Below are 23,226 nucleotides of genomic sequence, written 5' to 3'. Positions count from 1 at the left end.
CATGCCGTGGAGTCACATGTCGTCGCAGCCCGCAACGCCCGCCGCCGGAGAACGGCAGCGTGACGCCGACCGCACCCGCGCGGAGATCCTGGAGATCGCTCAGCGCGAGTTCGCGCGGCACGGCTACGCCGGTGCCCGGGTGGACGACATGGCCGCCCTCATGCGCACCACCAAGCGGATGATCTACTACTACTTCGGCGGCAAGGAGAACCTCTACGTCGCCGTGCTGGAGAAGGCCTACAGCGAGGTCCGCTCGCTGGAGTCCAGCATCGACGTCCAGCACCTGGCGCCGGTGGAGGCGATCCGGACGCTGGCGGAGCTCACGTTCGACCACCACGAGGCGCACCCGGACTTCATCAAGCTCGTCAGCATCGAGAACATCCACCAGGCCGAGCACCTGCGCAAGTCAGAGGCGCTGGTCAACCTCGGCGCCCCGGTGGCGGAGCTGATCTCGCAGATCCTGGAGGCGGGCCGGGCCGGCGGCGACTTCACGGCCGACGCCGACGCGATCGACGTGCACATGATGATCAGCTCGTTCTGCTTCTTCCGCATCGCCAACCAGCACACGTTCGGCGCGCTGTTCGGGCGCGACATGACGGCGCCCGAGCACCGCGAGCGGCACCGCCGCATGATCGGCGAGATGGTCGTCGCCTACCTCACCGGCGCCGGCCGCTGACCCGGGCGGCCTCGCCGAGAGAGGCGGCGCCGCCCAGCACCGCGCGCAGCGAGGCGGAGGCGCCCGCCGCCTCCCCCACCGGCAGCCCGGTCCGCGCGTCCCGCCGGGGCCGCACACCCTGAGAGACCAGCACCGGGCCCGGCGCCGCGACCTCGCGGGTCCCCTCGGGCGTCTCGACGACCAGATGTCCGGGCCGGATCGCCCGGACCCGCGCGTTCAGCAGGATCGCGGCGTTCGGCGCGCGGGCGAGCCGCCGCGCCGGGAGCATCCGGGCGCGCCGTCCCACCGCCGGTGCCAGGGCCGGTCCGGCACCGACGACCAGGACCGTGACACCGAGCCCTGCGAGATGGTCGGCGGCCGCCATCGCCTCCCCGTCCGCGCCCCAGATCGTGCAGTGCGGCAGGGGCGGGCCGCCGGCCCGCAACCAGGCCCGCAGCCAGGCCCGGAGCCCGAGGACGTGCGGCAGGCCGGCGCCGGGCACGTCCGGGACGTGGCCGGTGCCCCCGGTGGCCATGATCACGGAGGCGGGGCCGAACGCGGCGATCATCTCGTCGGTGGCGTCGACGCCGGTCCGGACGTCGACGTCCAGCCGTTCCAGCTCGCCCTCGTACCAGCGCAGCAGCCGGTGGTACTCGGGGTTGCAGCGCAGCCGCGCGGCCAGCAGGAAGGCGCCGCCCAGCCGGTCCTCCCGTTCGACCAGGCGAACGCGGCGGCCCGCGCCCGCCAGCAGCCGTGCCGTCTCCAGCCCGGCCGGGCCGCCGCCCACGATCACCACATCACCTTCAGGCGGCGTGATGCCCGGCCGGACAGGAGACGGCGCGGGCCGCTCGCCCGCGTCCGGATTCACCGAGCAGGGCACCGGAGCGCCGCCGTGCAGGGAGTCGATGCACAGGTTGCACGAGATGCACGGGCGGTACGCCTCGCCGGCCAGGACGCGGCGCGGCCAGTCAGGATCGGCGTGCAGGGCGCGGGCCATGCTGACGAAGTCGGCGCGTCCCGAGGCGATGACGTCCTCGGCGACCTCGGGCACGTGGACGCGCCCGGCGACGCCCACCGGCAGGCCGAGCGCGCGGTAGGGCTCGGCGTGGCGGGCGAGCACGCCCGGCTCCCATTCGCCGGGCTGCACCATCCACTGGGCGGCCTCGTAGTTGCCCGCCGAGACGTCGATGAAGTCGAGCAGGTCCAGGCGGGCCGACCGGACCAGCGCCAGGGTGCGCGCGGCGTCGAGCCCGCCGGGCATCCCTTCGAGCGCGGAGATCCGCATGCCCACCGGCGTGTCCGGCGCCGCGGACCGCACCGCCTCGATGACCAGGTCGAGGAACGCCCCCGGCTCGGCGAACTCGTCGGACCGCAGGTTGGTCAGCGGCGAGAGGAACTGGTGGATCAGATAGCCGTGCGCGGCGTGCAGCGACAGCACGTCCACGCCCGCCTCGCGGCACCGCCGCGCCGCCGCCGCGTAGCATTCGACCAGGTCGTAGATCTCCTGTGTCTCCAGGGCGCGCGGCGTCTCGCCGCCCGCGGGCTCGCACGGCACCGCCGACGGCGCGACCGGCGGGTGGCCGCTCACCCGGCTCTGCGCGGTACGGCCGCCGTGGTTGAGCTCGACGCCGACCTTCCCGCCCGCCTCGTGCACGGCGCGGGCCATCGCCGCCAAGCCCCGCACGTGGCGGTCGCGGGCCACGCCCATCTGGCGGGCGCGTCCCTTCCCGTCGTCGCGCACGTACGAGGCCTCGGTGAAGACCAGCGCCGCGCCGCCCGCCGCGCGCGCACGGAGGTAGGAGACGTAGTCCTCGGTCACCTCGCCGCCGGGCGTGCAGTAGTTGCGCTCCATCGGCGCGCCGACGATGCGGTTGGCCAGGGTGACGCCGCCGAGGCGGAGCGGCGCCGCCAGGGCCGGGAACGAGGTCACGACGCGGTCCGGCGCCGCCCGGGACGCCGGTAGACGAGGCCGGGGAGGCCGGTCTCGCCGTCCCCGGACGCGGCGACGGCCGCCAGCACCAGGCCGTGGTCGGGCGACAGCGAGCAGGCGGGATCGGTACGGCCCGCGTCGCCGGTGAGGGCGTACGCCTGGCAGCGGCAGCCGCCGAAGTCGGCCTCCCGGCGCGAGCAGGTGCGGCAGGGGTCCTTCATCCAGCCGGTGCCGCGGTAGGCGTTGAACGCGGGCGACTCCCGCCAGATCCAGCCCAGGTCGTGGGCACGCACGTTCGGCGCGTCCAGATCGGCGATGGCGTACGCGGCCGGGCACGGCAGCGCGGTCCCGTCGGGCCCGACGGTGATCGACCGTGCTCCCCAGCCGCCCATGCACGGCTTGGGAACGCCGTCGTGGTAGTCGGGCGCGACCCACACCAGCTCGGGACCGGACGGGTGCCGTTCGCGGTGGGCGGCCACCGTGCGGCGGGCCTCGTCCAGCTGGTCGCGCGTCGGCAGCAGGGCCGCCCTGTTGCGCAGCGCCCAGCCGTAGAACTGGGTGTTGGCCAGCTCGACGCGGCCGGCGCCCCACGCCCGGCCGAGGTCGAGGATCGCGGCCAGATGGCCGAGGTTGCGGCGGTGCAGGACGACGTTGAGGCCGAACGGCACCCCGGCCGCCCTGATGACCTCCGCCGCGCGTTCCTTGGCGGCGAACGCGGCGGTGCCCGCGATCAGGTCGGAGTCGGCGGCGCGGGCGTCCTGGACCGACAGCTGCACGCTCTCGATCCCGGCGTCCAGCAGCGCGCCGAGGCGCCCGGCGGTGAGCCCGACGCCGCTGGTGACCAGCTGCGTGTAGACCCCGGCGCGGGCGGCGGCGGAGACGATCCGTTCGAGGTCGGGCCGCAACAGCGGCTCGCCCCCGGAGACGTGCGCCTGCACGACGCCCAGGTCCGCCGCCTCGGCGAAGACGCGCGCCCACTCGTCGGCGCTCAGCTCGCCGCTCCTGCGCACCAGCTCCAGCGGGTTGGAGCAGTACGGGCAGTGCAGCGGGCACGCGTGCGTCACCTCGGCCAGCAGCGCCCACGGCGCCTCGGCGACGGCCGGGACGCCGGTCATCGCAGCCACCCCCGGTCGCGGAGCCGGGCGAGGAACGCGGGGACGTCGGCGGCGATGGGCGCGTCCGGGAAGTCCCGGGCGAGCGCGGTCACGATGCCCTCGACCGTGGTCCGCCCGTCGCACAGCCGCAGCACGCGGCCGCCCTCGGCGTTGAGGCGCACGACCCGTTCGGGCATGAGCAGGAGCTCGGCGCCGCGCACCTGGTCGTGGCGCCGCCGCACCGAGGGCGGCAGCGCGGGCCGCCAGTCCACGGCGGCGGGCGCGGGCGCGTCAGACGGCATCGGAGCGCACCCCGCTCCCGGCGTGCTCGACGGCGTCGAGGAGCGTCCACAACACCTCGCACTTGAACGCGAAGGCCTCCAGCACGCGCTCCTGGTCGCGCCGCGTCTCCGCCCACCGGTGGACGAGCGCCAGCGCCTCGCCGGCGTCGCGGCGCCCCTGGGCGACGCGCCCCTGGAAGTACCGGAGGCCGGCCGGCTCGATCCAGGGATAGTGCCGTTCCCACGCGGCGATCCGGGTGACCATCAGGTCGGGCGCGAACAGCTCGGTGAGCGAGGACGCGACGGCCTGGAGGGCGGTCCCGTTGCGGCAGAAGTCGACGTACCCGTGCACGCTGAACCGCACCCCGGGCAGCACACCCTCGCCCGACAGCAGCAGCACGCGGTCCAGCCCGGCGGCCTCGCCGAGCCGCAGCCAGCGTTCGATCCCGCCGTCCTCGTCGTCGTGGTCGTGGACGCGCCGGATCCAGCTCCGCCGCACCGCGCGGTCGTCGAGCTTGGACAGCACGAGCGCGTCCTTGATCGGGATGTGCCGCTGGTAGTGGAACCTGTTGAGGATCCAGCGGCGCAGCTCCTCGGGCGCCAGCAGCCCGTCGTGCATCCGCAGGTTGAACGGGTGGCGGTGGTGGTAGTGCTCGGCGGCGTGCGCGCGCAGCCGCGTCTCCAACTCGTGCGGCGTCCACGGGGACCTCACAGTTCGATCACCGCTCCCTCCTGGGCGATCTCGATCCCCCGGCGGGCCAGCTCGCGGTGGCCGTCGTCGCAGGGGAGGACGAGGGGGTTGCTGTTGTTGAGGTGGGTGTAGAGGCGCCGGGCGGCGGGCAGCGCGGCCAGCCGGTCGGCGGTGCCGTCCGGGCCGGTGATCGGCAGGTGGCCCATGCCGGTGGCGGTCTTCCGGGAGAATCCGGCGCGCAGCGGCTCCTCGTCGTCCCAGAACGTGCCGTCGAGAACGACCGCGCCGGCCCCGACGAGCGCCTCGTCCAGCGCGGGCGGCCAGGCCGCGAGCGCCGGCGCGTAGACCAGGGTGGTGCCGTCGCGCCGGTCGGTCAGGCGGAGCGCCGCCACCCAGCCGTCCTCCCCCAGGTCGAGCGCGGCGGCGTAGCGCGGGCGCTTGGCCGACACCGGGACGGCCCGCACCTCCAGCCGCCCGTCACCGAGCACGATCGGCTCGCCCGCCGGCAGCTCGGTGCGGGTGATCCCGGCGTACGGGCCGAGGACCTGGCCGAGGTGCGGCCCGCCGTCCAGCGCCCGGTGCACGGTCGTGGTGGCGATGACGTTCAGCCCCGCCGCCTCGCGCAGCCGCCAGAGCCCGAGCGTGTGGTCGAGCTCGGCATCGGTGAGGATCACCCCGGCGAGCGGGGTCTCGCGGCGGCCCGGCCCCGGCGCCAGCTCGGGGTACGCCTCGATCTGCTCGCCGATGTCGGGCGTCGCGTTCACCACGTACCGGCGGCCGGTCCCGTCGTCCACCGCGATCGAGGCGTGCCGGCGGCGCAGCCGCGGGTCGGCGCGGGCGGCGGCGCACCCCGGGCACGCGCAGTTCCACTGGGGTACGCCGCCGCCCGCCGCGGTGCCGAGGATCCGGACCCGCATGCCGGTCGTCAGAGCTCGGCGCCGAAGTAGGCGGTGACCTCCAGGGAGGTCTCGATGATCTCGAAGTCGGGCGTGTTCCAGGTGGTGGTGCCGGTGGCCGGGGCGGAGTCGGCGGCCGGAACGGCGCCGGTCGTGGCGTTGTCGGTCATGGTGTTCCCTTCTGGTGGCGGATCGGCCGGGTCACTGGACGACGATCTTCCCGGTGCTCTGGGGGAAGACCGGGTCGTTGTAGAAGTACTCGCCGGGGCGGTCGAAGGTGTGCTGGAAGGTCTCGCCCGGCTTGAGGCGGCCGGTGTTGAACTCGTGCTCGAAGAACGACGCCGCGCCGTGGCTGTGCTCGTTGCCGGGCGGGTTGGCGAAGGTGACGGTGGTCCCGGCGGGCACCGTCATGTGCTGGGGCGCCATGGCGTTCTGCGCCACGAAGTTCTCGGTGGCCCCGGGACGGCCCGCGGCGGCGTCCCAGACGCGGCCGAGCGTGACGGTGTTCTGGGCGGCCGTCCCGGCGACCGCGGCGGTGCGGATCTGGTTGCGCTTGGACGGCGGGACGGGCGCGGGCGCCGGGGCGACCTTCCCGCCGAGCTTGAACGCCCACAGGTGGTCGCCGCGCGGGATGTCGGGGTAGGGCAGGCCGTTGCCGCCGGCGAGCACGGCGACGTACTGCTCGCCGTCGATCTCGTAGGTGACCGGGCTGGTGTGCACGCCCGCGCCGCACTGCCACCGCCAGAGTTCGCGGCCGTCGGTGTCGTCCATCGCGATCAGCACGCCGTCGGGGCGGCCCTGGAACATCACCCGTCCGGCGGTGCTAAGGATGCCGTTCCCGTGGGCGAGCGACCAGTCGCCCTCGCGGCGCCACACCGGGCGGTTGGTCCGCGGGTCGACCGCGACGATGCCGCCGGAGAAGTACTCGCCCAGCGGCCGGGCGGTGTTGACGCGGCCCCCGTTGGTGTTGGAGTACGAGGAGTTGATCAGCCCGTAGCCGACGTAGAGGAACCCGGTGTGCGGGCTGAAGGAGAGGTGCGACCAGTCCGCGCCGCCGCCCGCGCCGGGGTAGAGGATGGTCGCGTCGTCCCAGAACGGCGTGTAGATCTTCCCGGTCGGGTAGTACGGCACCGGCCGCGTGGTGTCGTGCTGGCTCGGCGCGTGGCGCACGAACGGCGCGCCGCCGGGGAACGGCTGCGTGGGCCAGGTCTTCTGGCGGGCGTCCTGCGGCACGGGCCGTTCGGTCATGCCGTGGACCGGCTTCCCGTTCGCGCGGTCGAGGATGTAGTACATGCCGGTCTTGCTGCCGTAGACGACGACCTTGCGCTTGCGGTGCCCGATCTGCAGGTCGGCCAGCACCGGCGCCATCACGTTGTCGTAGTCCCAGATGTCGTGATGCACCGACTGGAAGTGCCAGCGGCGCTCGCCCGTCCTGGCGTCGATGGCCACCAGGCAGTTGGAGAACAGGTTGAGCCCGCCGCGGGTCGAGCCGTTGGTCCGCGGGTACGGGTTGCCGAACGTCCAGTAGACCAGGCCGAGCTCGGGGTCCACGGCGGGGTGCATCCAGCAGACCGCGCCGCCGGTCTTCCAGGTCTCGCCCTCCCAGGTGTCGTTGCCGTACTCGCCGGGGCCGGGCGGGCCCCAGAACGTCCAGGCGACCTCGCCGGTCCGGGCGTCGAGGGCGTAGCCGCGGCCGCGCGCGCCGGCCGTGCTGCCCTCGGTGCCGACGTAGATCAGGCCGTCGAAGTAGACGATCGCGCCGGCCAGGCCGCCGCGGTTGCCGCCGCACTGGCCGCTCTGCGGGTCGCAGCCGGGATCCCCCTCGCCGGGGATCAGCAGCTCGCGCCGCCACACGACGGCGCCGGTCTCCTGGTCGAGGGCGTAGACGATGTTGGCGCCGGAGGTGGTGTAGACGAGCCCGCCGCCGAGCCCGACCCCGCGCATGTTGGTCTGCTCGGTGCCGACGTTGGTCTTCCACCTGACCGCGCCGGTGCGGCCGTCGACGGCGAAGACGTTCTGCTGGCGGGTCTGCACGTAGAGGACGCCGTCCTCCACCACGATCGTGCTCTGCTGCGTGGCGGTGGTGCTGCCGCCCTCGAGGTTGAGATGCCACGCGCCGCCCAGGCCGCGGACGTTGCGGCGGGTGATCTCGCGCAGCGCGCTGTGGTTCTGGTTGCCGAGGTTGCCGCCGACCTTGGGGAAGTCGCGTCCGGTGGGGCGCAGTCCCGGGGACTGCGGCGGGACCGGCCCGGCGAGCCCGCCGACCGTGCCGGCCCGGGCGGGTTCGGTCACCGAGGTGAACGCCGCGGTGCCGCCGACGAGCGCGGCGCCGGTGAGGAATCTCCGTCGTCTCATGTTGCTCTCCTGATCTCGGACGCCGTACCCGGCTCCGGCCGCCCCAGGTCCGCCTAGCGGTCCACTAGACGGTTTGATAGATCCGTTTAGCGGACGACACCGTAAGCCGCTCCCCGCTCACCTGGCAAGAGCGTCTCGCAGTTGGCTCCCCATTTTCACTGGTCCTCAAAGCGCGAGTATTGCCGTCTCTGGATCCACATGAGATGGTCAGCAAACCTCTTAGCGGTTCAAACGAACCACTAGATGGACCACCCGTGTTCCCGAGGAAGGACCCCCCTTCATGAGGAGACCCTCGTCCCACGCGCTCACCGCCGCGCTGACCTCCGTCGGCACCGCCGCCGTCATCTCCGCGGCCGCCCTGGTGAGCGGGCTGCCCGCGGCGGCGGGCGGCCGTGCCGCCGCACCCCCGGCGCGCGGAGCCGAGCAGCTCGGCGACCCCGACTACGGCGTCTGCCGCGGCACCGATCCGCGCTGCTACCACGACTGGGGCAACTTCGACCCGGCCGGGGGCTACAAGATCCTGGTCTACAGCCGCACCGCCGGGCCCCGTCACGCCAACCTCGGCCCGGCCCTGGCGGCCGGCCTCAACCCGCCGCTCGCCGAGGCGAACGTCGCACAGTCCGCCCTGGTGAAGATGGGCAAGGACCACGGTTTCGGCGTCGACTGGACCGAGGACGTCACCCAGCTGTCGTCGGCGGGGCGCCTGTTCGCCTACAACGCCGTGGTCTTCATGAGCACGACGCGCGACACCCTGGACGACTCGGCGCAGACCGCGCTGCGGCAGTACGTGCGGGGCGGCGGCGGCTTCGTCGGCATCCACAACGCGTTCGGCACCGAGTACAACTGGCCCTGGTACGAGGGCCTGCTGGGCGGCGCCAACTTCTACGACCACGGCCCGGCCCAGCCCGGCACCGTCCAGACCACGAGCCGCAGGGACTCCTCGACGGCCGGACTGCCGTCACGCTGGGCGTTCAGCGACGAGTGGTACAACCTGGTCCCCTTCCCCTCGCGGGTCCGGATCCTGGCGACGGTGGACGAACGTTCGCTGGCCCGGGGCGTCACCGGCGGTTCCGGGCACCCGGGTCACGGGGCGAACCACCCGGTGGCCTGGTGCCAGTACTACGACGGCGGCCGCGCCTGGCTGACCACGCTCGGGCACGACGCCAAGGCGTTCACCGACGACGGCTCGACCTTCGCCGGGGCCCGCCAGTTCCAGAGCCTGGTGCTCGGCGGGATCGAGTCGGCCATGGGCCGCAAGCCCTTCTGCCGCTGACGGCGGCGAGACGGTAGAGCCGCCGGCAGCGGCGGTGCGCGCGTCCGACGGTGGCCGGAGATCTCCCGGCCACCGTCGAACGCCTCGCGCAGCGCCGCCTTCGCCCAGCGCCGCTTCACACAGGGCCGGTCACAACCCCAGGTAGATGCGCCGCACGCGGACGTCCTCGCGCAGCTCGCGGGAGGTGCCCGTCATGGCCACCTCACCGTTCTCCATCACCACGCAGTCGCTGGTCGCCTCGAACGTCAGCTTGGCGTTCTGCTCGACCAGCAACATGCTGAGGCCCTCCTCGCGGAGCCGGAGCAGCACCGCCAGGATGTCCTCGACGAGCTTGGGCGACAGTCCCATCGACGGCTCGTCCAGCAGGATCAGCCGCGGCCTGGCCATCAGGGCGCGGCCGACGGCCAGCATCTGCTGCTGGCCGCCCGACAGCGCTCCGGCCAGCCGCGACCGCATCTCCTTGAGGACGGGGAACAGGTCGTACACCTCGTCCAGGGTCTGCTGGGTGCGCGGATCCCGCCACGACTGGGCGTAGGCGCCGAGCATGAGGTTCTTCTCGACCGGCAGCCCGGGGAAGACGTGCCGCCCCTCCGGAACGTAGCCGATGCCGTGCCGGACGATGTCGCGCGCCTTCACCTTGGTCAGGTCGGTGTCGCCGAACGTGACCGAGCCTCCGCTGCGCGGCACCAGCCCCATCAGCGCCTTGAGCGTGGAGGTCTTGCCCGCGCCGTTGGCCCCGATGATGCCGACCGACTGACCCGGCGCGACCGTGAAGCCGATCGACCGGACCGCGCAGACTCCCCCGTAGTGCACGGAGAGGTCGTCGACCGTGAGGGTCGCGGGCTCCGGCCGCGCGTCCGCGGCCTTGTGCTCGGGTGCGGACGTGGTCATGAGCTCACCTCGCTCGGGTCGGGCAGCGGCATGTCGGCCATGGCCGAGTCGCCGAGGTAGGCCTCGATCACGGCGTGGTCGGCGGCGACCTCGTCCGGCGTGCCCTCGGCGATCACCTGGCCGTTGGCGAGCACGGTCACCCGTTCGCACAATGTCATGACCAGGCCCATGTTGTGCTCGATGAGCACCACGGTCACGCCGCTGTCGCGGATCGACCGCACGATCTCGGCGAGCTGGCGGACCTCCTCGCCGTTGAGGCCGGCGGCCGGCTCGTCCAGGAGCAGCAGCCGGGGCCCGCCCGCCATGGCGCGGGCGATCTCGATGCGCCGCTGGATCCCGTAGGGCAGGGAGCCGGGCGCGGCCCCCGCGAACTCGCTCAGGCCGAACCGTTCGAGCAGCGCGTCGGCGCGGCGGTGGAGCCGCCGTTCCTGCCGCCAGACGCCCACCGGCCACAGCAGGTAGCGCCAGATGGCGTACGTGCGGGTGCGGTCGAGCGCGACCAGGACGTTGTCCTTGACCGTCATCTCACCGAACAACCGCAGGTTCTGGAACGTGCGGGCGACGCCGAGCGCCGACAGCCGGTAGGGACGTTCGCCGGCGACCGCGCGGCCGTCCAGCCGCACTCCCCCGCTCGTCGCCTTGTAGAAGCCGCTGACCACGTTGAACAACGTCGTCTTGCCCGAGCCGTTCGGGCCGACGATGCCGCGGATCTCGCCGGCGCCGACGCTCAGCGAGACCTGGTCGAGCGCCTTCAGCCCGCGGAAGTGCTTGCTGACCTTGTCGATCTCCAGCATCGGGACGGCCTCGGCGGTCTCGTCCGCCGTCTCCGTGTTCTCCGCCCGCGCGTACGGCTGGAACGGCCGCATCGAGGCCCGGTCGACGGTCCGGCCGCGGCGCCGGTCGACGGCAGCCCTGGCCCGCACGGGGATGCCCGCCAGGCCGGTCGGCGCGAACACCACCATGAGCACCACGACCAGGCCGAAGCCGAGCTGGGCGTACGTCGGGTAGTCGATCAGCTGCTCGCGGATCAGGGTGAGGCCGACCGCGCCGATCACGCAGCCCACCAGGCTCTGCCGTCCGCCGATCACCACCATCGCCAGCAGCAGGAACATGTTGGCGATGTTGAACGTCTCGGGCGCGATGTAGCGGATCAGGCCCACGTACAGCACGCCCGCGACGCCGCCGAACACGCTCGACAACATGAACGCCGTCATGCGCAGCAGCGGGATCTCCGCGCCGACCGCGCCCGCCGCCAGCGGGTCGTCGCGCATGGCCATCAGCCTGCGGCCGAGCCCGGTGCGGACCACGAACAGGGCGAAGACCAGCGCGATCGCGAACACGATCACTTCGAGGTAGTAGTAGAGGTACTGGCTGGACAGGTCGATCCCGAACATCGGCGGCACCGGGATCGCCGAGATGCCCTCCGCGCCGCCGGCGACCTCGGCGTTGGTGGTCCAGTTGATGAACCCCAGCGCGAGGCCGAGCGTGACGATGCCGAGATAGTGCGACTGCATCCGCAGCGCCGGGATGCCGACCAGCAGCCCGACCAGCGCGGAGGCCACCATCGCCAGGGCCGCCGCGGGCCAGAACCCCCAGCCGCTGTGGGTGGTGAGGATCGCCGTCGCGTACGCGCTGACGCCGAAGAACGCCACCTGGGCGAGGTTGATCTGGCCCGCGATGCCCATCGCCAGCCCCATCCCGATCGCCAGCAGCGCGAACACCAGCGCGATGTTGACGACGTGGATGGCGTAGCCGCCGAGCTGGTACGGCAGGATCCAGGCCACCGCGATCAGGCCGGCCAGGCCGCCGAGCCGCGGTGTGTTGCGGTGCCGGAGCAGGTCGTTCATGCGCGGCTCACCGTCATCTCACCGAACAGGCCGGTCGGCCGGATCATGATGATCACCGTGAAGACCAGGAAGACCATGAGCTCGGAGTAGCCCTGGAAGTGCCCCGCCGCGAACGAGTCGAGCACGCCGATGGCCAGGCCGCCGACGATGGCCCCGGGGATGTTGCCGCAGCCGCCGAGCATGGCCGCGGCGAACCCCTTGATCCCGATCGCCCCGCCCATCGTCGGGTTGACGTACAGCAACGGCCCGACCAGGCCGCCGGCGAGCGCGGCCAGCCCGGCCCCGATCGCGAAGGCGATGGCGTTGCTGCGGCCGACGTGGATGCCGACCGCGGTGGCGGCCTCGTGGTCCATCGCGACCGCCTGCATGGCGGCGCCGCGCTTGGTGCGGGACAGGAACCCGACCAGCAGGACCACCGCCACCGCGGCGATGACCAGGACGACCAGGTCGTAGGTGCGGATCCGGACGCCGAGCACGTCCAGCGGCGCCGAGGTGACCGGGGAGGCGACGGCGCGGCCCGTCGCCCCCCAGATCAAGATCGCCACCGCCTGCAGGACCATGCCGAAACCGATCGTGCCGATCAGCATCAGGGTGAAGTCCTTGTTCTCGAGCGGGCGCAGCACCCGTTCGATGAACAGGCCGATGATGCCGGTGATGACGATGGCCAGGGCCATCGCCACCGCGAACGGCAGTTTGGTGGACATGTAGAAGGTGGACGCGGCGTAGGCGCCGATCATGAGCACGTCGGCATGGGCGAAGTTGACCAGCCCCATGGTCCGGTAGACCAGGGAGAAGCCCATGGCGACCAGCGCGTAGACCGCGCCGAGGCTGAGCCCGCCGGCCAGCGTCTGGAAGAAGGCCTGCATGTTTCTCTTTCCGGTTTCGCTTCCGGGCTAGCCGTCGGCCTTGATGAGCTTGCCGTCCTTGACGATCCCGATGTCGGTCTCCTTGATGCCGACGCCCGTCTCGTCGTAGACGAAGTCGCCGAGCAGGCCCTTGTGCCGCACCGCGCGGATCGCCTCGGCCAGTGCCTTGCCCTTGGCGACGTTGCTGTTCTTCAGGGCGGTGAGCAGGATCTGCGCGCCGTCGTAGGCCTTGGCCCCGTGCATCTCCGCCTCCTCGTTGAAGGCGGTCTTGTAGGCGGTGGCGAACTTCTTGGCCGCGTCGCTGACCTCGTTGCTGAGGTACGGCGAGCTGACGATGGTGCCCTCGGCGTTCTTGGCGCCGGCGGTGTCGATGAAGACCGGGGTGCCCTGCGGCGCGGCGCCGGCGAACGGCGCGGTGATGCCGAGGTCGCGGGCCTGCTTGACGATGAGGCCGGACTCGACCTCCTCGGCGCCCAGGAAGACGGCGGCCGGCTGCTTCTGCCGGATCCTGGTCAGCTGCGCGGTGAAGTCCTTCTGGTCGGCGGTGACGATCTCGTCGGCGACGGGCTTGACGCCGCGCGCCGCGAGCGCCTTGAGGAAGGCGTCGTGCTCGCCCTTGCCGTACGCGCCGTTGTTGGTGATCATCGCGATCTTGGTCAGCTTGCGGTTCTCGACCATGTACTTGGCGAGCGTCTCGTCGTAGGTCGTGCTGGTGGGCCCGTTCAGGAAGAGGAAGGGGCTCTTGAGCGCGACCATGCCCGGCGACTGGCCGGACGCGATGTTGGGGATCTCGGCCTGCTTGAGGATCGGGGCCATCGCGATGGTGACCGCGCTCTCGGCGGTGCCGAGCATCGCGATGTAGTTCTGGCTGTCGATCTTGCGCGCGATGTTGGTGCCCACGGTCGGGTCGCCCTGGTCGTCGAACACGTCGAGCTGGATCTTGCGGCCGCTGATGCCGCCGGCCGCGTTCCATTCGTCGACGGCGAGCTTGACGCCCTTGTGCTCCCACTTGCCGAGGGAGCTGAGCTGGCCGCTCTGCGCGTCGACCAGAGCGATCTTGATGGGGCCGGAGCCGCCGGAGCCGGAGTCCTCGGACTCGCCGGGCGCGCCGCAGGCGGTCGCGGCCAGGGACAGGGCCAGCGCGGACGCGGCCAGGCCTGAGGCGCGGAGCGCGCGGGGAAATCTCAGCATGAAGGTCACCTCGTCGGTGTGAGGTCGGGCATCGGGGGTGGGTTCGGGCGGCAAGCGGTGGAACGACGGCAGCGGGGTGGGGCGGCTACGTGGTGGGCAGCTCGCCGTGCGGACCGTAGATGAAGACCAGCCACAGCGGCTCGCGGCCGGTGTTGACGTGCTGGTGCTTGACGCCCTTGGGGATGAACATGAAGGTGTGCGGCTCGAACGGGGTGCGGTGCCCGTCCTCCGACACCACCTCCCCCGATCCGCGCACGATGAAGTTGATCTCTTCGGAGTCGGGGTGGTCGTGCAGCGAGCTGGCCTCGCCGGGCTCGAAGATGGTGAGCCCGCCGACCAGGAACTCGCTGTCGTTCAGGTGTTGATCGACGACCTTGAAGACCTTGCGGCGGTGGCCGGCGTCGTCGAGGCCCAGCCAGGTGGGGTGCGCCTGGGCGAACGGGTCGATCACGCGGATCATGACGGTCCCTCCGCGGGGAAGACTCCCTGGTAGATGTCGGTGATGTTCCAGTGCCCGGGTGTCGGCACCGGCTCGTTGACCATCGGCACGTCCAGCACCGCTGGACGCCGGCGGTCGACCGCCGACCGGAGCGCTGAGGCGAACGCGTCCGGGGCGGGGATCTCGTAGCCGTCCGCGCCGCACGCGTCGGCGAAGGCGGCGAAGTTCGGGCTGTAGGGACGGCCCTGCGGGTCCTGGAACTCGCAGCCGTAGCTGGCGCCGAAGCTGGCGGCCTGCAGGTCGGCGATGGTCCCGTGGGCCCGGTTGTTCATCACGACGAAGATGACCGGCAGGCCCTGCTCGACGGCCATCGGCACGGCCGGCAGCTGGGCGCTCATGCCGCCGTCGCCGACGAGGGCGACCACGACGCGGTCCGGCTGGGCGATCTGCACGCCGACGGCCGCGGCGGGGCCGAAGCCCATCGTCGAGGCGCCGCCCGGCGTGATGAAGCGGCCCTCGGCGGGCAGCTCGTAGCACTGGGCGACGCCGTTCTTGTTCCAGCCGACGTCGGTGACCAGCACCGCGCCGGCGGGCAGCTGGTCGCGCAGGTCGGCGAGGATGCGCTCGGGCCGCAGCGGGAAGTCGCCGCTGCGGCCGCGTTCGCGGCTGGCCTCGAACAGGCCGGTACGGGCGGCGCGGATACGTTCGCGCAGCGCGGGCCGGCCGACGGGGTCGGGGCAGGCCTCGCGCACCGCGTCGGCGATGGCCCGCACGGCCAGGGTGACGTCGGCGACCGCGCCGATCTCGACGGGATAGTTGCGCCCGATCTCGGCCGGGTCGATGTCGATCTGGATGAGCCGGCCGCCCGAGGCGCCGCCGAGGTCCCAGGTGTAGGCGGGGTCCCACGAGCTGGCGTCGGTCTCGGCGAAGCGGGTCGCCAGGGCCAGCACGACGTCGGCCGAACGCGCGTAGTCGTTGGTCGTCTCCAGCCCCCAGAAGCCGGGCATGCCCAGCAGCAGCGGGTGGTCGTCGGGCACCGCGCCCTTGCCCATCAGCGAGTGCGCCATCGGGATGTCCAGGTGCTCGGCCAGGTCCAGCAGGGCGTCCCTGCCGGGCCCGCCGCGAAGGCCGCCGCCGAGGTAGAGGAGGGGGCGCTCGGCGGCGGCCAGCATCGCGGCGATCCGCCGCGCGGTCTCGGCGGGCAGGTCCGGCTCCGCGGCGGTCGCCGGGAGCGGATGGTCCTGGACGGGCACCGGCCGGGAGAACAGGTCCATCGGCACGTTCAGCAGCACCGCGCCCGGCCGGCCCGACGTCGCCGTCCAGAACGCGCGCTCGGTGAAGCGGGCCAGGTCCTCGGCCCGCTGGACGTGCCAGGCGCGCTTGACGAAGGGCCGGTAGATCGCCGTCTGGTCGGCGTCGGCGTGGAGATTGACCTCCTGGTGGGGATGCCGGCCGTAGTAATAGGACGGCACGTCGCCGGAGATCGTGATCAGCGGCACCGAGTCCAGCGCGGCGGTGGCCACGCCGGTGACGGCGTTCATCATGCCCGGCCCGACGTGCACGAGCAGGACGCCCGGCTTGCCGGACCCGCGGGCGTAGCCGTCGGCGGCGTGCGCGGCGGCCTGCTCGTGCCGCGCGATGACGAAGGTGATCGGGCTGCGGCCCAGCGCGTCCAGCAGCGCGATGTTGGTGTGCCCGCAGGTCCCGAAGACGTACTCCACGCCGTAGCGTTCGAGCTGCCGGACCAGCGCCTCGGCGGCGGTCGCCGTCGCCGGTCCGGCCCCGGCCGCGGCGGCGTTGCGGGTGGGGATGTCCACGCTCATGTCAGCGTTTCCTCGATTCGGGGCAGGGTGATCCAGGTCTTGCCGGCGATGTCGGGGGCCTTGGCGAACGCGACGGGCGCCTGCGCGAGGTCGAACCGTTCGCGCAGCACGCGGCCGGGCCTCAGGTCGTGCCCGGCCAGCGTCGCGATCGTGTGCCGGAAGCCGCCGGGATGGTCGTAGATGAGGCAGCCGCGCACGGTGAGCCGGCGCTGCACGAGCGTGAACGTGGGGACGCGCGCGGGCCGGGTGCTCTGCCCGACCACGATGACGCGGGCGCCGTCGCCGGCCCGCTCCAGCGCCTGCTCGAACGCCTCGGGAACGCCGGAGGTCTCGATCACCGCGGGGAACACCGTCTCCGGAGCGCCCGTGACACCGGCGTCCACCGCGCCGAGCTGGAGCGCGAACGCCCGCCGTCCGGGGTGCGGCTCGATGACGTGCGGCGCCCCGCCCGCGTGCAGGACCGCCAGGATCACCAGCAGTCCCTGTGCCCCGGCGCCGACGATCAGGCATGGGTCGCCCGGCCGCAGTCCGCTCATGCGCACCGCGTTGAGCGCGACGGTGAAAGGCTCGACGCACACCGCGTCCGTGTCGTCCAGCGTGGCGGGGACCGGCCAGGTGAACGGGGCCGGCACCGCGACGCGCTCGGCCAGCAGCCCGGGTTCGGAGATGCCCACCACCCGGCGCCGCCGGCAGCCGGAGGTGTCGCCGGACCGGCACGCGGCGCAGGCCAGGCACGGGTAGTTGGGCTCGACGACGACGCGCTGGCCGACGTGGCGGCCGGTGACGTCGCGGCCCACGGTCTGGATGACCCCGAACGCCTCGTGCCCGATCACCCACGGGTGGGCGGGGACGGCGCGGCGGCCCGAGACGACCGCCAGGTCCGATCCGCACACGCCCACGCCGTGCACCGCGACGATGACCTCGTCCGGCCCGCACACGGGCTCGGGCCAGTGGTCGACCACTTCCACGGTGTCGGGCGACACGAGGGCGACCGCCATCATGGGCGACCGCCCCAGAGGGAGACGCCGCGCACCATCAGCGTCTTGACGACGGTGTAGTCCTCGATCATGCAGCGCGGGGACTCGCGGCCGAAGCCCGAGTCCTTCACCCCGCCGAACGGCACGTGGTCCAGCCGGTAGTTGGAGGAGCCGTTGACGACGAGTCCGCCGACCTGGAGGTCGCGCCAGGCTTCGATGACGCGGCCGAAGTCCCGCGTGAACAGGCCCGCCTGGAGGCCGTAGCGGCTCTCGTTGCAGCGGGCGACGACCTCGGCGAGGTCGTCGAAGGGCAGCACGGCGACCAGCGCGCCGAAGACCTCGTCGGTGACGACCGAGGCGCCGGCGGGCGGATCGGCCACGACCGTGGGCCGCGCGGTGGCGCCGTCCCGTTCGCCGCCGAGGACGACACGCCCGCCGCCCGCGGCGGCCTCGGCGCTCCACCGGACGACCCGTTCGGCGGCGTCCTCGTCGACCATCGACCCGACGTCGGTGCCGGGGTCGAGCGGATCGCCGACGGTCAGCGTCCCGACCTCGGCGGTGAAGAGCTCCACGAACTCCTCGAACCGCGAGCGCTGCACGTACACCCGCTGGACCGAGATGCAGCTCTGCCCGGAGTTGGTGTAGCCGGTCCGCGCGCACACCTTCGCCGCCTCGGCGACGTCGGCGTCCTCGCACACGATCGTGGCGGCGTTGCCGCCCAGCTCCAGGACCAGCCGCTTGGCGCCGGCCGCCCGCGCGACGGCGTTCCCGGTCGCGGCGCCGCCGGTGAAGCTGATGACGCCGACCTCGTCGGCGGCGCAGAGCGCGGCGCCGACGTCTCCGCCGCCGTGCAGCAGCTGGACGGCCTCGAACGGCATGCCGCACTCGGTCAGCAGCGCGACGATCGCGGTCGAGATCGCGGGCGCCTGCGGCGGCGCCTTGACGATGGTGGTGTTGCCCGCCGCGAACGAGGCGCCGAGCTTGTGGGCCAGCAGGTTGGCGGGCGCGTTGAACGGGGTGATGGCCAGCGCGACGCCGACGGGGGCGCGGTAGGTGAACGCGGTGGTGCCGACGCCGCGGGCCCAGCCGGCGACGGGCAGCGTCTCGCCGCCGATCTGCCGGGCCTCGGCCGCGCAGACCGCGAACGTGTCGGCGACGCGGTCGATCTCGCCGAGGCCGTCCTTGAGGGGCTTGCCGAGCTCCAGGGCGAGCAGCCGGGCCAGGTCCTGGCGGTTCTCGGCGGCGGCGAAGGACGCCCGTTCGAGGATCTCGGCGCGGAAGGCGGGAGCCAGGGCGGCCACCGCCGGAGCCGACGCGGCGGCGTAGGCACGGACCGTCGCGACGGCCTCCGGGCCCGCGATCGGGGCCTGGCTGACGACGCGCCGCAAATATGGACCTATTCGTTCACTCTGCGGACCACCTGTGATCCACTCCCCAGCCTGGAGAGCGGCCGATTGCACCACCTCGGCCTTGGATCCGGAGGCGAGCACCGGTTCCAGCATCAAATTCCTCCTGGACCACTTAGCGGTCCTTGTGTTCCGCTATACGGACTTCGGGTCAACGTAAGGGGCGGAACCGGGCCTTGACAAGAGCGGATTCGGGAAACTTCGCGGGATCGGTCGCCGGGAGTCGGTCGCTAACGTTCGAACCAGTGAGTTAGTTATAGGTGACGCAGCTCACAAGGGGAAGAGCGGTGCCCCAATCGTGACGAAACACCCCGATGGACCGTCTGACGGTCCTACTAGACCGCTCAGTGGACTACGTGTAACGTACGGACCGTCCCGCAGCCCGGCCAGATCAGGAGACCGACACCCGTGAGTCCAGCGAACAAGCCCGCAGACGAGCCGGCCGCCGACGGCCAGGGCGTGCGCAGCGTCCAGCGGGCCTTGGACATCCTGTCGCTGCTCAGCGAGGAGCGGCCGGTGGTGACGATCCGCGAGATCGCCGACGAGACCGGCCTGGCGAAGACCACCGTCATCCGGCTCGTCCAGACCCTCGAGAACCTCGGTCTGCTGTGGGCCGGGCACAACGGCTACCTGCCGGGGCCCGGCCTGTGGCGCTGGGCGCACCTGGCCCGCAGCAGCTGGGAGCTCCCGCCGGAGACCCGCCAGGCCATGCGCGACCTGGGCGGGCGCCGGCGCGAGACCGTCAACCTCTACATGCTCCGCGACGTCTACCGGGTCTGCGTCGCACAGCAGGAGAGCCCGCAGCCGCTGCGCCACGTGGTGCACGTGGGCGACGAGCTCCCGCTGTGGGCCGGCGCGTCCTCCAAGGTCCTGCTGCGCGACGCCCCCGACAGCCTGCTCACGCGCGTCGCCGTCGGCTCCCCCTACGGGGAAGGCCACGTCAAGCGCCTGCGCGAGTGGATCGACGAGACCCGCCACCAGGGCTGGGCGGTCAGCCACGGCGAGCGGGAGGACGGGCTGTCGGCCGTCGCCGTCCCGCTCACCGGCCGGTCGGGCACGGTCGTCGCGGCGTTGTCGCTGAGCGGGCCCACGGTGCGGTTCACCGACGACAAGGTCGAGGCCTTCGCCGCGGACCTCCAGCAGGTCTCCCGGGAGATCTCCGACCGGGGGTTCGACCATCCGCTGATCCCGGCCCGCTGATCCGCCGGCCGACGGCGCCCGCCCGCCGGCCGCTCCCGCCGACCCCGCTCCCGTTCCGCGACGGAAGGACCACGCCCGTGCCGACGCGACCCCTCAGTGGCACCCGGGTGCTCGACCTGACCAACGTGCTCGCCGGCCCCTACTGCAGCTACCAGCTGATGATGCTGGGCGCCGAGGTCGTCAAGATCGAGGTGCCCGGCCAGGGCGACCTGGCCCGCCGGCTGGGCCCCGACCCCGAGCTCAACCGCGCCGGGCTCGGCGCCTCGTTCCTCGCCCAGAACGCCGGCAAGCGGTCGGTGGAGATCGACCTCAAGGACGCCGCCGGGCGCGCCGCCTTCGAGGACCTGGTCCGCGACGCGGACGTGGTGCTCGAGAACTTCCGCGCCGGCGTGCTCGACCGGCTCGGCTTCGGCTGGCCGCGGCTGCGGGCGCTCAACCCCCGCCTGGTCTACTGCGCCATCTCCGGCTTCGGGCAGACCGGCCCGATGAGCCAGGCACCGGCGTACGACCAGATCATCCAGGGCCTGTCGGGGATGATGAGCGTGACCGGGACCGCGGAGACCGCGCCGCTGCGGGTCGGCTTCCCGGTCTGCGACACCGTGGGCGGCCTCACCGCGGCGCTGCACATCTGCGCCGCCCTCGCGGGCCGCGACCGCACCGGCGAGGGCACGTTCCTGGACGTGTCGATGCTGGAGTCGGCGATCTCGGCGATGGGCTGGGCCGTCTCCAACTACCTGGTGAGCGGTGTCGAGCCCGAGCCGATGGGCACGCAGAACGCCACCGCCGCCCCCTCGGGCACGTTCGAGGCCGCCGACGGCCCGCTCAACATCGCCGCCAACCGGCAGACGCAGTTCGAGACGTTGTGCGCGCTGGTCGAGCGGCCCGACCTCCCCGCCGACCCGCGCTTCGAGGACCGCGAGCAGCGCAAGCTGCACCGGGCCGAGCTCAACGACGAGCTGAACAAGTCCCTGCGCCTGCGCCCGGCCGCCGAATGGGAGGAGATCCTCAGCCGCGCCGGCGTCCCCGCCGCCCGGGTCGCCAGCGTTCCCCAGGCGGTCGAGCTCGACCAGCTGCGCCACCGCCGCTTCTTCACCGACCTGCCCTTCCCGGACGGATCGGACCGCACGCTGCGCGTCGCCGGGAGCGGCGTCCTGCACGACGGCGAGCCCCTCTCCCCCACGTCCCCGCCTCCCCTGCTGGGCCAGCAGAACCCCGTCACCTCATGAGCGAGCAGCCGATGACCGAGCCTCCGACGTCCGAGCCTCCGACGTCCGGGATCGACCCGACCGGACAGGTCGCCGGCTGGTGGGGCACCGCCGTCTCCCGCATGGCGCCCGGCGTCATCGAGCTGCGCGGCCGGCCCGTCCAGGACCTCATCGGCACCACCGGGCTCAGCACGATGATCTGGCTGATGCTCCGGGGCGAGCCGCCGGCCCCCGCCCAGGCCGACCTGCTGGAGGCCGCCCTGGTCGCCGGCGTCGACCACGGCCCGCAGGCACCGTCCATCGCGATCGCCCGAATGGCCGCGACGTGCGGCATCGGGCTCAACGGCGCCGTCGCCAGCGCGGTCAACACCCTCGGCGACTCCCACGGCGGCGCCGGCGAGCAGTGCGTCGAGCTGCTGGACCAGATCCTGCGGCGCGAGGCCACCGGCCTGGGCCTCGCGGCGGCGACCGAGGAGGTCGTCGCCGAATGGCCGCGCTACCTGCCCGGCTTCGGCCACCGCTTCCATCCGCGCGACCCGCGCCGCGACCCCCTGCTGGCCCTGGTGGACCGGGCGGTCCGGGACGGCGTGGTGCCCGGCCACCACCTGCGGGCGGGCCTCGCGGTCGAGGCGCGCCTGGCCGCCCGCTCCCGGCCCGTCCCGATGAACATCGACGGCTGCACGGCCATCATCTACGCCGAGCTGGGCTTCCCGGCCCCGCTGGCCCGCGGCCTCTTCGTCCTCAGCCGCAGCATCGGCATCCTCGCCCACGCCTGGGAGGAGACCCAGCAGGGCCGTCGCAACAAGGGCCCCATCCCCCGTGACATCCTGCCCGCGCATCTACCCTGACGGGTACTGGGAGGCCGGGGCGCGGAGCATGTTGAGCGTGTACTCGAACGTGGCCAGCCGTTCCTGGACCGGCTGCCCCGCCTCCATCGCCTGCCGGACAGACTGGAGCGCCGCGAGCACGTCGTTCACCCGCAGCCGGTCGCCCTGGCTCGGCGCGGTCTCCCGCAGCAGGTAGAGCGACTGGACCAGCATGTCCGCACGGCTCTGGATATCGGCCCGGCGGACGTCGGCCCCCTGTTCCGCCCGGGTCATGCCGATCGCGTCGCGCAGGGCGGCGCCCTGCGCGGCCACCTCGACCACCTTCGCGTCCCACGCGTCCTCGGGCGTCGTCCGCGACCGGGAGTTGACCATCAGCCACACGATCAGGCCGACGACCGCGCACGCCAGCAGGATCCACAGCCACATCAGCGGCGAGGTCTCCTCCTCCGACGCGACCGGCGACGGGCTCACGGTGGGCGTCTCCGCCTCCCGCGTCGTCTGCGTCGCGGTCGCGGTGGCGGTGGCGGTGGCGGTGCGCGTCACCGTGCGTTCCACCGTCTCGGTCTCCCGCGGCGGGGCGGGGGCCTCGGTGGTGGGCTCCTCCCTGGGGGGAGCCTCGGTGGTGGGCGCCGGCTGGGCCTCCCGGGTCCGCTGACCCGGCGAGGCTGTGACGCTCCGGTCCGCGGACCGGTCGGCGCTCCGGGTCGCCGACGGCGATTCGGCGGTCGTCCCCCCGCCGTCCGCGCACCCGGCCGCGAACAACACGGCCACCACAAGGGGAACGACTGTACGCCGCATCTCCTGCCACCTCCATGCCGGATACGCCTCCCCCGAACCCTGTCCGGCATCGCCCGGCCCGGCCTCACCCGCAGCGAGTGACCGGCGGTTGCCGCCGCCTTTGCGAAAAATGGGCCGTACGACGAGCTTCACCACCCGCGAGTGCGGCTAGGCCTTCAAGAACGACCGTCGAGCGGGGGACGTGAGATGAGCACCGACGAACTGCGCGCCGCGCACACGTCGCACACCCACCTTTTCCCGGGCGCGGTGATCGTGGCGGAGGCCCCGGACGGCCACCGCGTGGAGCCGTGCGGCCTCCTGTTGCGCTTCGCCGACGACGTCGAGGTCCCGGCCGAACTCCTGCTGCCCGAGAACGGGACGCCCCAGAGCCCGGTCCTGGCGGTGAAGGAGCACACCACCGCCGCCGGCACCGACGTTCCGCCCAAGACCTGGCTGGTCAAGGAGATCACCCCGGACGGACCCTGGGTGTCCCTCAAGCTGGGCGCCCGGATCCCCGTCCTCTGAGGTCAACGGAAAGTGACACCTTGCTGACAGAACTGGCCGGATCCGGTCCGCGGGGTGACCGGACCCGCGCACCGGTG

General features: G+C 72.9%; 22 protein-coding genes. 6 read left to right on the top strand and 16 right to left on the bottom strand.

Translation table 11 applies throughout. The annotated features are described in order from the left end of the window. The first annotated feature begins 16 nt into the window (after positions 1-16). On the top strand, positions 17-676 hold the full coding sequence (locus tag ABZ810_RS33390) for a TetR/AcrR family transcriptional regulator (RefSeq protein WP_358410079.1): 660 nt from the start codon (positions 17-19) through the stop codon (positions 674-676). Here ABZ810_RS33390 and ABZ810_RS33385 read toward each other — a convergent pair. The 7 genes from ABZ810_RS33385 to ABZ810_RS33355 are packed head-to-tail and all read right to left on the bottom strand — an operon-like array spanning position 657 to position 7,902. Continuing rightward, positions 657-2,585, bottom strand: a complete 1,929-nt coding sequence (locus ABZ810_RS33385) for an FAD-dependent oxidoreductase (RefSeq protein WP_358410076.1) — start codon at positions 2,583-2,585, stop codon at positions 657-659. The two genes, ABZ810_RS33390 and ABZ810_RS33385, sit on opposite strands and share 20 nt — an antisense overlap. After that, positions 2,582-3,700 carry a pyrroloquinoline quinone biosynthesis protein PqqE gene (pqqE, locus tag ABZ810_RS33380; RefSeq protein WP_358410074.1) on the bottom strand — a complete coding sequence of 373 codons (1,119 nt, stop codon included), beginning with the start codon at positions 3,698-3,700 and terminating at the stop codon, positions 2,582-2,584. Before pqqE ends, ABZ810_RS33385 begins: the two co-directional genes overlap by 4 nt. After that, positions 3,697-3,981, bottom strand: a complete 285-nt coding sequence (gene pqqD / locus ABZ810_RS33375) for a pyrroloquinoline quinone biosynthesis peptide chaperone PqqD (RefSeq protein ID WP_358410072.1) — start codon at positions 3,979-3,981, stop codon at positions 3,697-3,699. Before pqqD ends, pqqE begins: the two co-directional genes overlap by 4 nt. Beyond that, the gene (gene pqqC / locus ABZ810_RS33370) at positions 3,971-4,672 is read right to left on the bottom strand and encodes a pyrroloquinoline-quinone synthase PqqC (RefSeq protein ID WP_358410071.1); all 702 of its coding nucleotides are present in this window, start codon (positions 4,670-4,672) and stop codon (positions 3,971-3,973) included. The genes pqqD and pqqC overlap by 11 nt, the downstream gene beginning before the upstream one ends. Then, complete coding sequence (pqqB, locus tag ABZ810_RS33365; protein WP_358410069.1) at positions 4,669-5,568, bottom strand: pyrroloquinoline quinone biosynthesis protein PqqB; 900 nt, start codon at positions 5,566-5,568, stop codon at positions 4,669-4,671. Before pqqB ends, pqqC begins: the two co-directional genes overlap by 4 nt. A gap of 8 nt (positions 5,569-5,576) precedes the next feature. Then, complete coding sequence (gene pqqA / locus ABZ810_RS33360) at positions 5,577-5,717, bottom strand: pyrroloquinoline quinone precursor peptide PqqA (protein ID WP_358410067.1); 141 nt, start codon at positions 5,715-5,717, stop codon at positions 5,577-5,579. A 31-nt stretch (positions 5,718-5,748) separates the two neighbouring features. Then, positions 5,749-7,902 (bottom strand): PQQ-binding-like beta-propeller repeat protein, encoded by a 2,154-nt coding sequence (locus ABZ810_RS33355; protein WP_358410066.1) that lies wholly within the window; start codon positions 7,900-7,902, stop codon positions 5,749-5,751. 280 nt (positions 7,903-8,182) lie between these two features. Between ABZ810_RS33355 and ABZ810_RS33350 the strand changes: the two genes are divergently transcribed. Beyond that, positions 8,183-9,175, top strand: coding sequence for a ThuA domain-containing protein (locus ABZ810_RS33350; RefSeq protein WP_358410065.1), 993 nt, complete (start codon positions 8,183-8,185; stop codon positions 9,173-9,175). A gap of 129 nt (positions 9,176-9,304) precedes the next feature. On the opposite strand, the gene ABZ810_RS33345 is transcribed toward ABZ810_RS33350, so the two are convergent. The 8 genes from ABZ810_RS33345 to ABZ810_RS33310 all read right to left on the bottom strand — a co-directional run bounded on the left by ABZ810_RS33345 (position 9,305) and on the right by ABZ810_RS33310 (position 18,711). Next, entirely contained in the window at positions 9,305-10,066 is a 762-nt protein-coding gene (locus tag ABZ810_RS33345) for an ABC transporter ATP-binding protein (RefSeq protein ID WP_358410064.1), read from the bottom strand. Beyond that, complete coding sequence (locus ABZ810_RS33340; protein WP_358410063.1) at positions 10,063-11,913, bottom strand: branched-chain amino acid ABC transporter ATP-binding protein/permease; 1,851 nt, start codon at positions 11,911-11,913, stop codon at positions 10,063-10,065. The genes ABZ810_RS33345 and ABZ810_RS33340 overlap by 4 nt, the downstream gene beginning before the upstream one ends. Beyond that, on the bottom strand, positions 11,910-12,779 hold the full coding sequence (locus tag ABZ810_RS33335; protein WP_358410061.1) for a branched-chain amino acid ABC transporter permease: 870 nt from the start codon (positions 12,777-12,779) through the stop codon (positions 11,910-11,912). The genes ABZ810_RS33340 and ABZ810_RS33335 overlap by 4 nt, the downstream gene beginning before the upstream one ends. A gap of 27 nt (positions 12,780-12,806) precedes the next feature. Then, positions 12,807-13,970 (bottom strand): ABC transporter substrate-binding protein, encoded by a 1,164-nt coding sequence (locus ABZ810_RS33330; protein ID WP_358410060.1) that lies wholly within the window; start codon positions 13,968-13,970, stop codon positions 12,807-12,809. A gap of 85 nt (positions 13,971-14,055) precedes the next feature. Next, positions 14,056-14,430 carry a cupin domain-containing protein gene (locus ABZ810_RS33325; RefSeq protein ID WP_358410058.1) on the bottom strand — a complete coding sequence of 125 codons (375 nt, stop codon included), beginning with the start codon at positions 14,428-14,430 and terminating at the stop codon, positions 14,056-14,058. Then, on the bottom strand, positions 14,427-16,232 hold the full coding sequence (locus tag ABZ810_RS33320) for a thiamine pyrophosphate-binding protein (RefSeq protein ID WP_358410057.1): 1,806 nt from the start codon (positions 16,230-16,232) through the stop codon (positions 14,427-14,429). Before ABZ810_RS33320 ends, ABZ810_RS33325 begins: the two co-directional genes overlap by 4 nt. Then, positions 16,229-17,230, bottom strand: a complete 1,002-nt coding sequence (locus ABZ810_RS33315; protein WP_358410056.1) for an alcohol dehydrogenase catalytic domain-containing protein — start codon at positions 17,228-17,230, stop codon at positions 16,229-16,231. The genes ABZ810_RS33320 and ABZ810_RS33315 overlap by 4 nt, the downstream gene beginning before the upstream one ends. After that, positions 17,230-18,711, bottom strand: a complete 1,482-nt coding sequence (locus ABZ810_RS33310; RefSeq protein WP_358410055.1) for an aldehyde dehydrogenase family protein — start codon at positions 18,709-18,711, stop codon at positions 17,230-17,232. The genes ABZ810_RS33315 and ABZ810_RS33310 overlap by 1 nt, the downstream gene beginning before the upstream one ends. Before the next feature lie 312 nt (positions 18,712-19,023). Here ABZ810_RS33310 and ABZ810_RS33305 point away from each other — a divergent pair, with 312 nt between their 5' ends. The 3 genes from ABZ810_RS33305 (at position 19,024) to ABZ810_RS33295 (ending at position 21,868) form a co-directional block, all read left to right on the top strand. Continuing rightward, a complete protein-coding gene (locus tag ABZ810_RS33305) occupies positions 19,024-19,815 on the top strand; it encodes an IclR family transcriptional regulator (protein WP_358410053.1) in 792 nt (263 codons plus the stop codon). Positions 19,816-19,892: 77 nt separating this feature from the next. Then, complete coding sequence (locus ABZ810_RS33300) at positions 19,893-21,041, top strand: CoA transferase (RefSeq protein WP_358410051.1); 1,149 nt, start codon at positions 19,893-19,895, stop codon at positions 21,039-21,041. Beyond that, a complete protein-coding gene (locus ABZ810_RS33295) occupies positions 21,038-21,868 on the top strand; it encodes a citryl-CoA lyase (protein WP_358410050.1) in 831 nt (276 codons plus the stop codon). The genes ABZ810_RS33300 and ABZ810_RS33295 overlap by 4 nt, the downstream gene beginning before the upstream one ends. On the opposite strand, the gene ABZ810_RS33290 is transcribed toward ABZ810_RS33295, so the two are convergent. After that, a complete protein-coding gene (locus tag ABZ810_RS33290) occupies positions 21,860-22,645 on the bottom strand; it encodes a hypothetical protein (protein ID WP_358410049.1) in 786 nt (261 codons plus the stop codon). The genes ABZ810_RS33295 and ABZ810_RS33290 overlap by 9 nt on opposite strands. Before the next feature lie 186 nt (positions 22,646-22,831). Between ABZ810_RS33290 and ABZ810_RS33285 the strand changes: the two genes are divergently transcribed. Further along, positions 22,832-23,149: a hypothetical protein gene (locus ABZ810_RS33285; protein ID WP_358410048.1), complete on the top strand. Its 318-nt coding sequence runs from the start codon at positions 22,832-22,834 to the stop codon at positions 23,147-23,149. Positions 23,150-23,226 lie beyond the last annotated feature (77 nt).

Origin of the sequence: Spirillospora sp. NPDC047279, from assembly GCF_040643285.1 — a bacterium.
In the GTDB taxonomy this organism is placed as follows: domain Bacteria; phylum Actinomycetota; class Actinomycetes; order Streptosporangiales; family Streptosporangiaceae; genus Spirillospora.
Note: the sequence above shows the minus strand (reverse complement) of the source record. Positions and strands in the feature narration are given on the sequence as shown.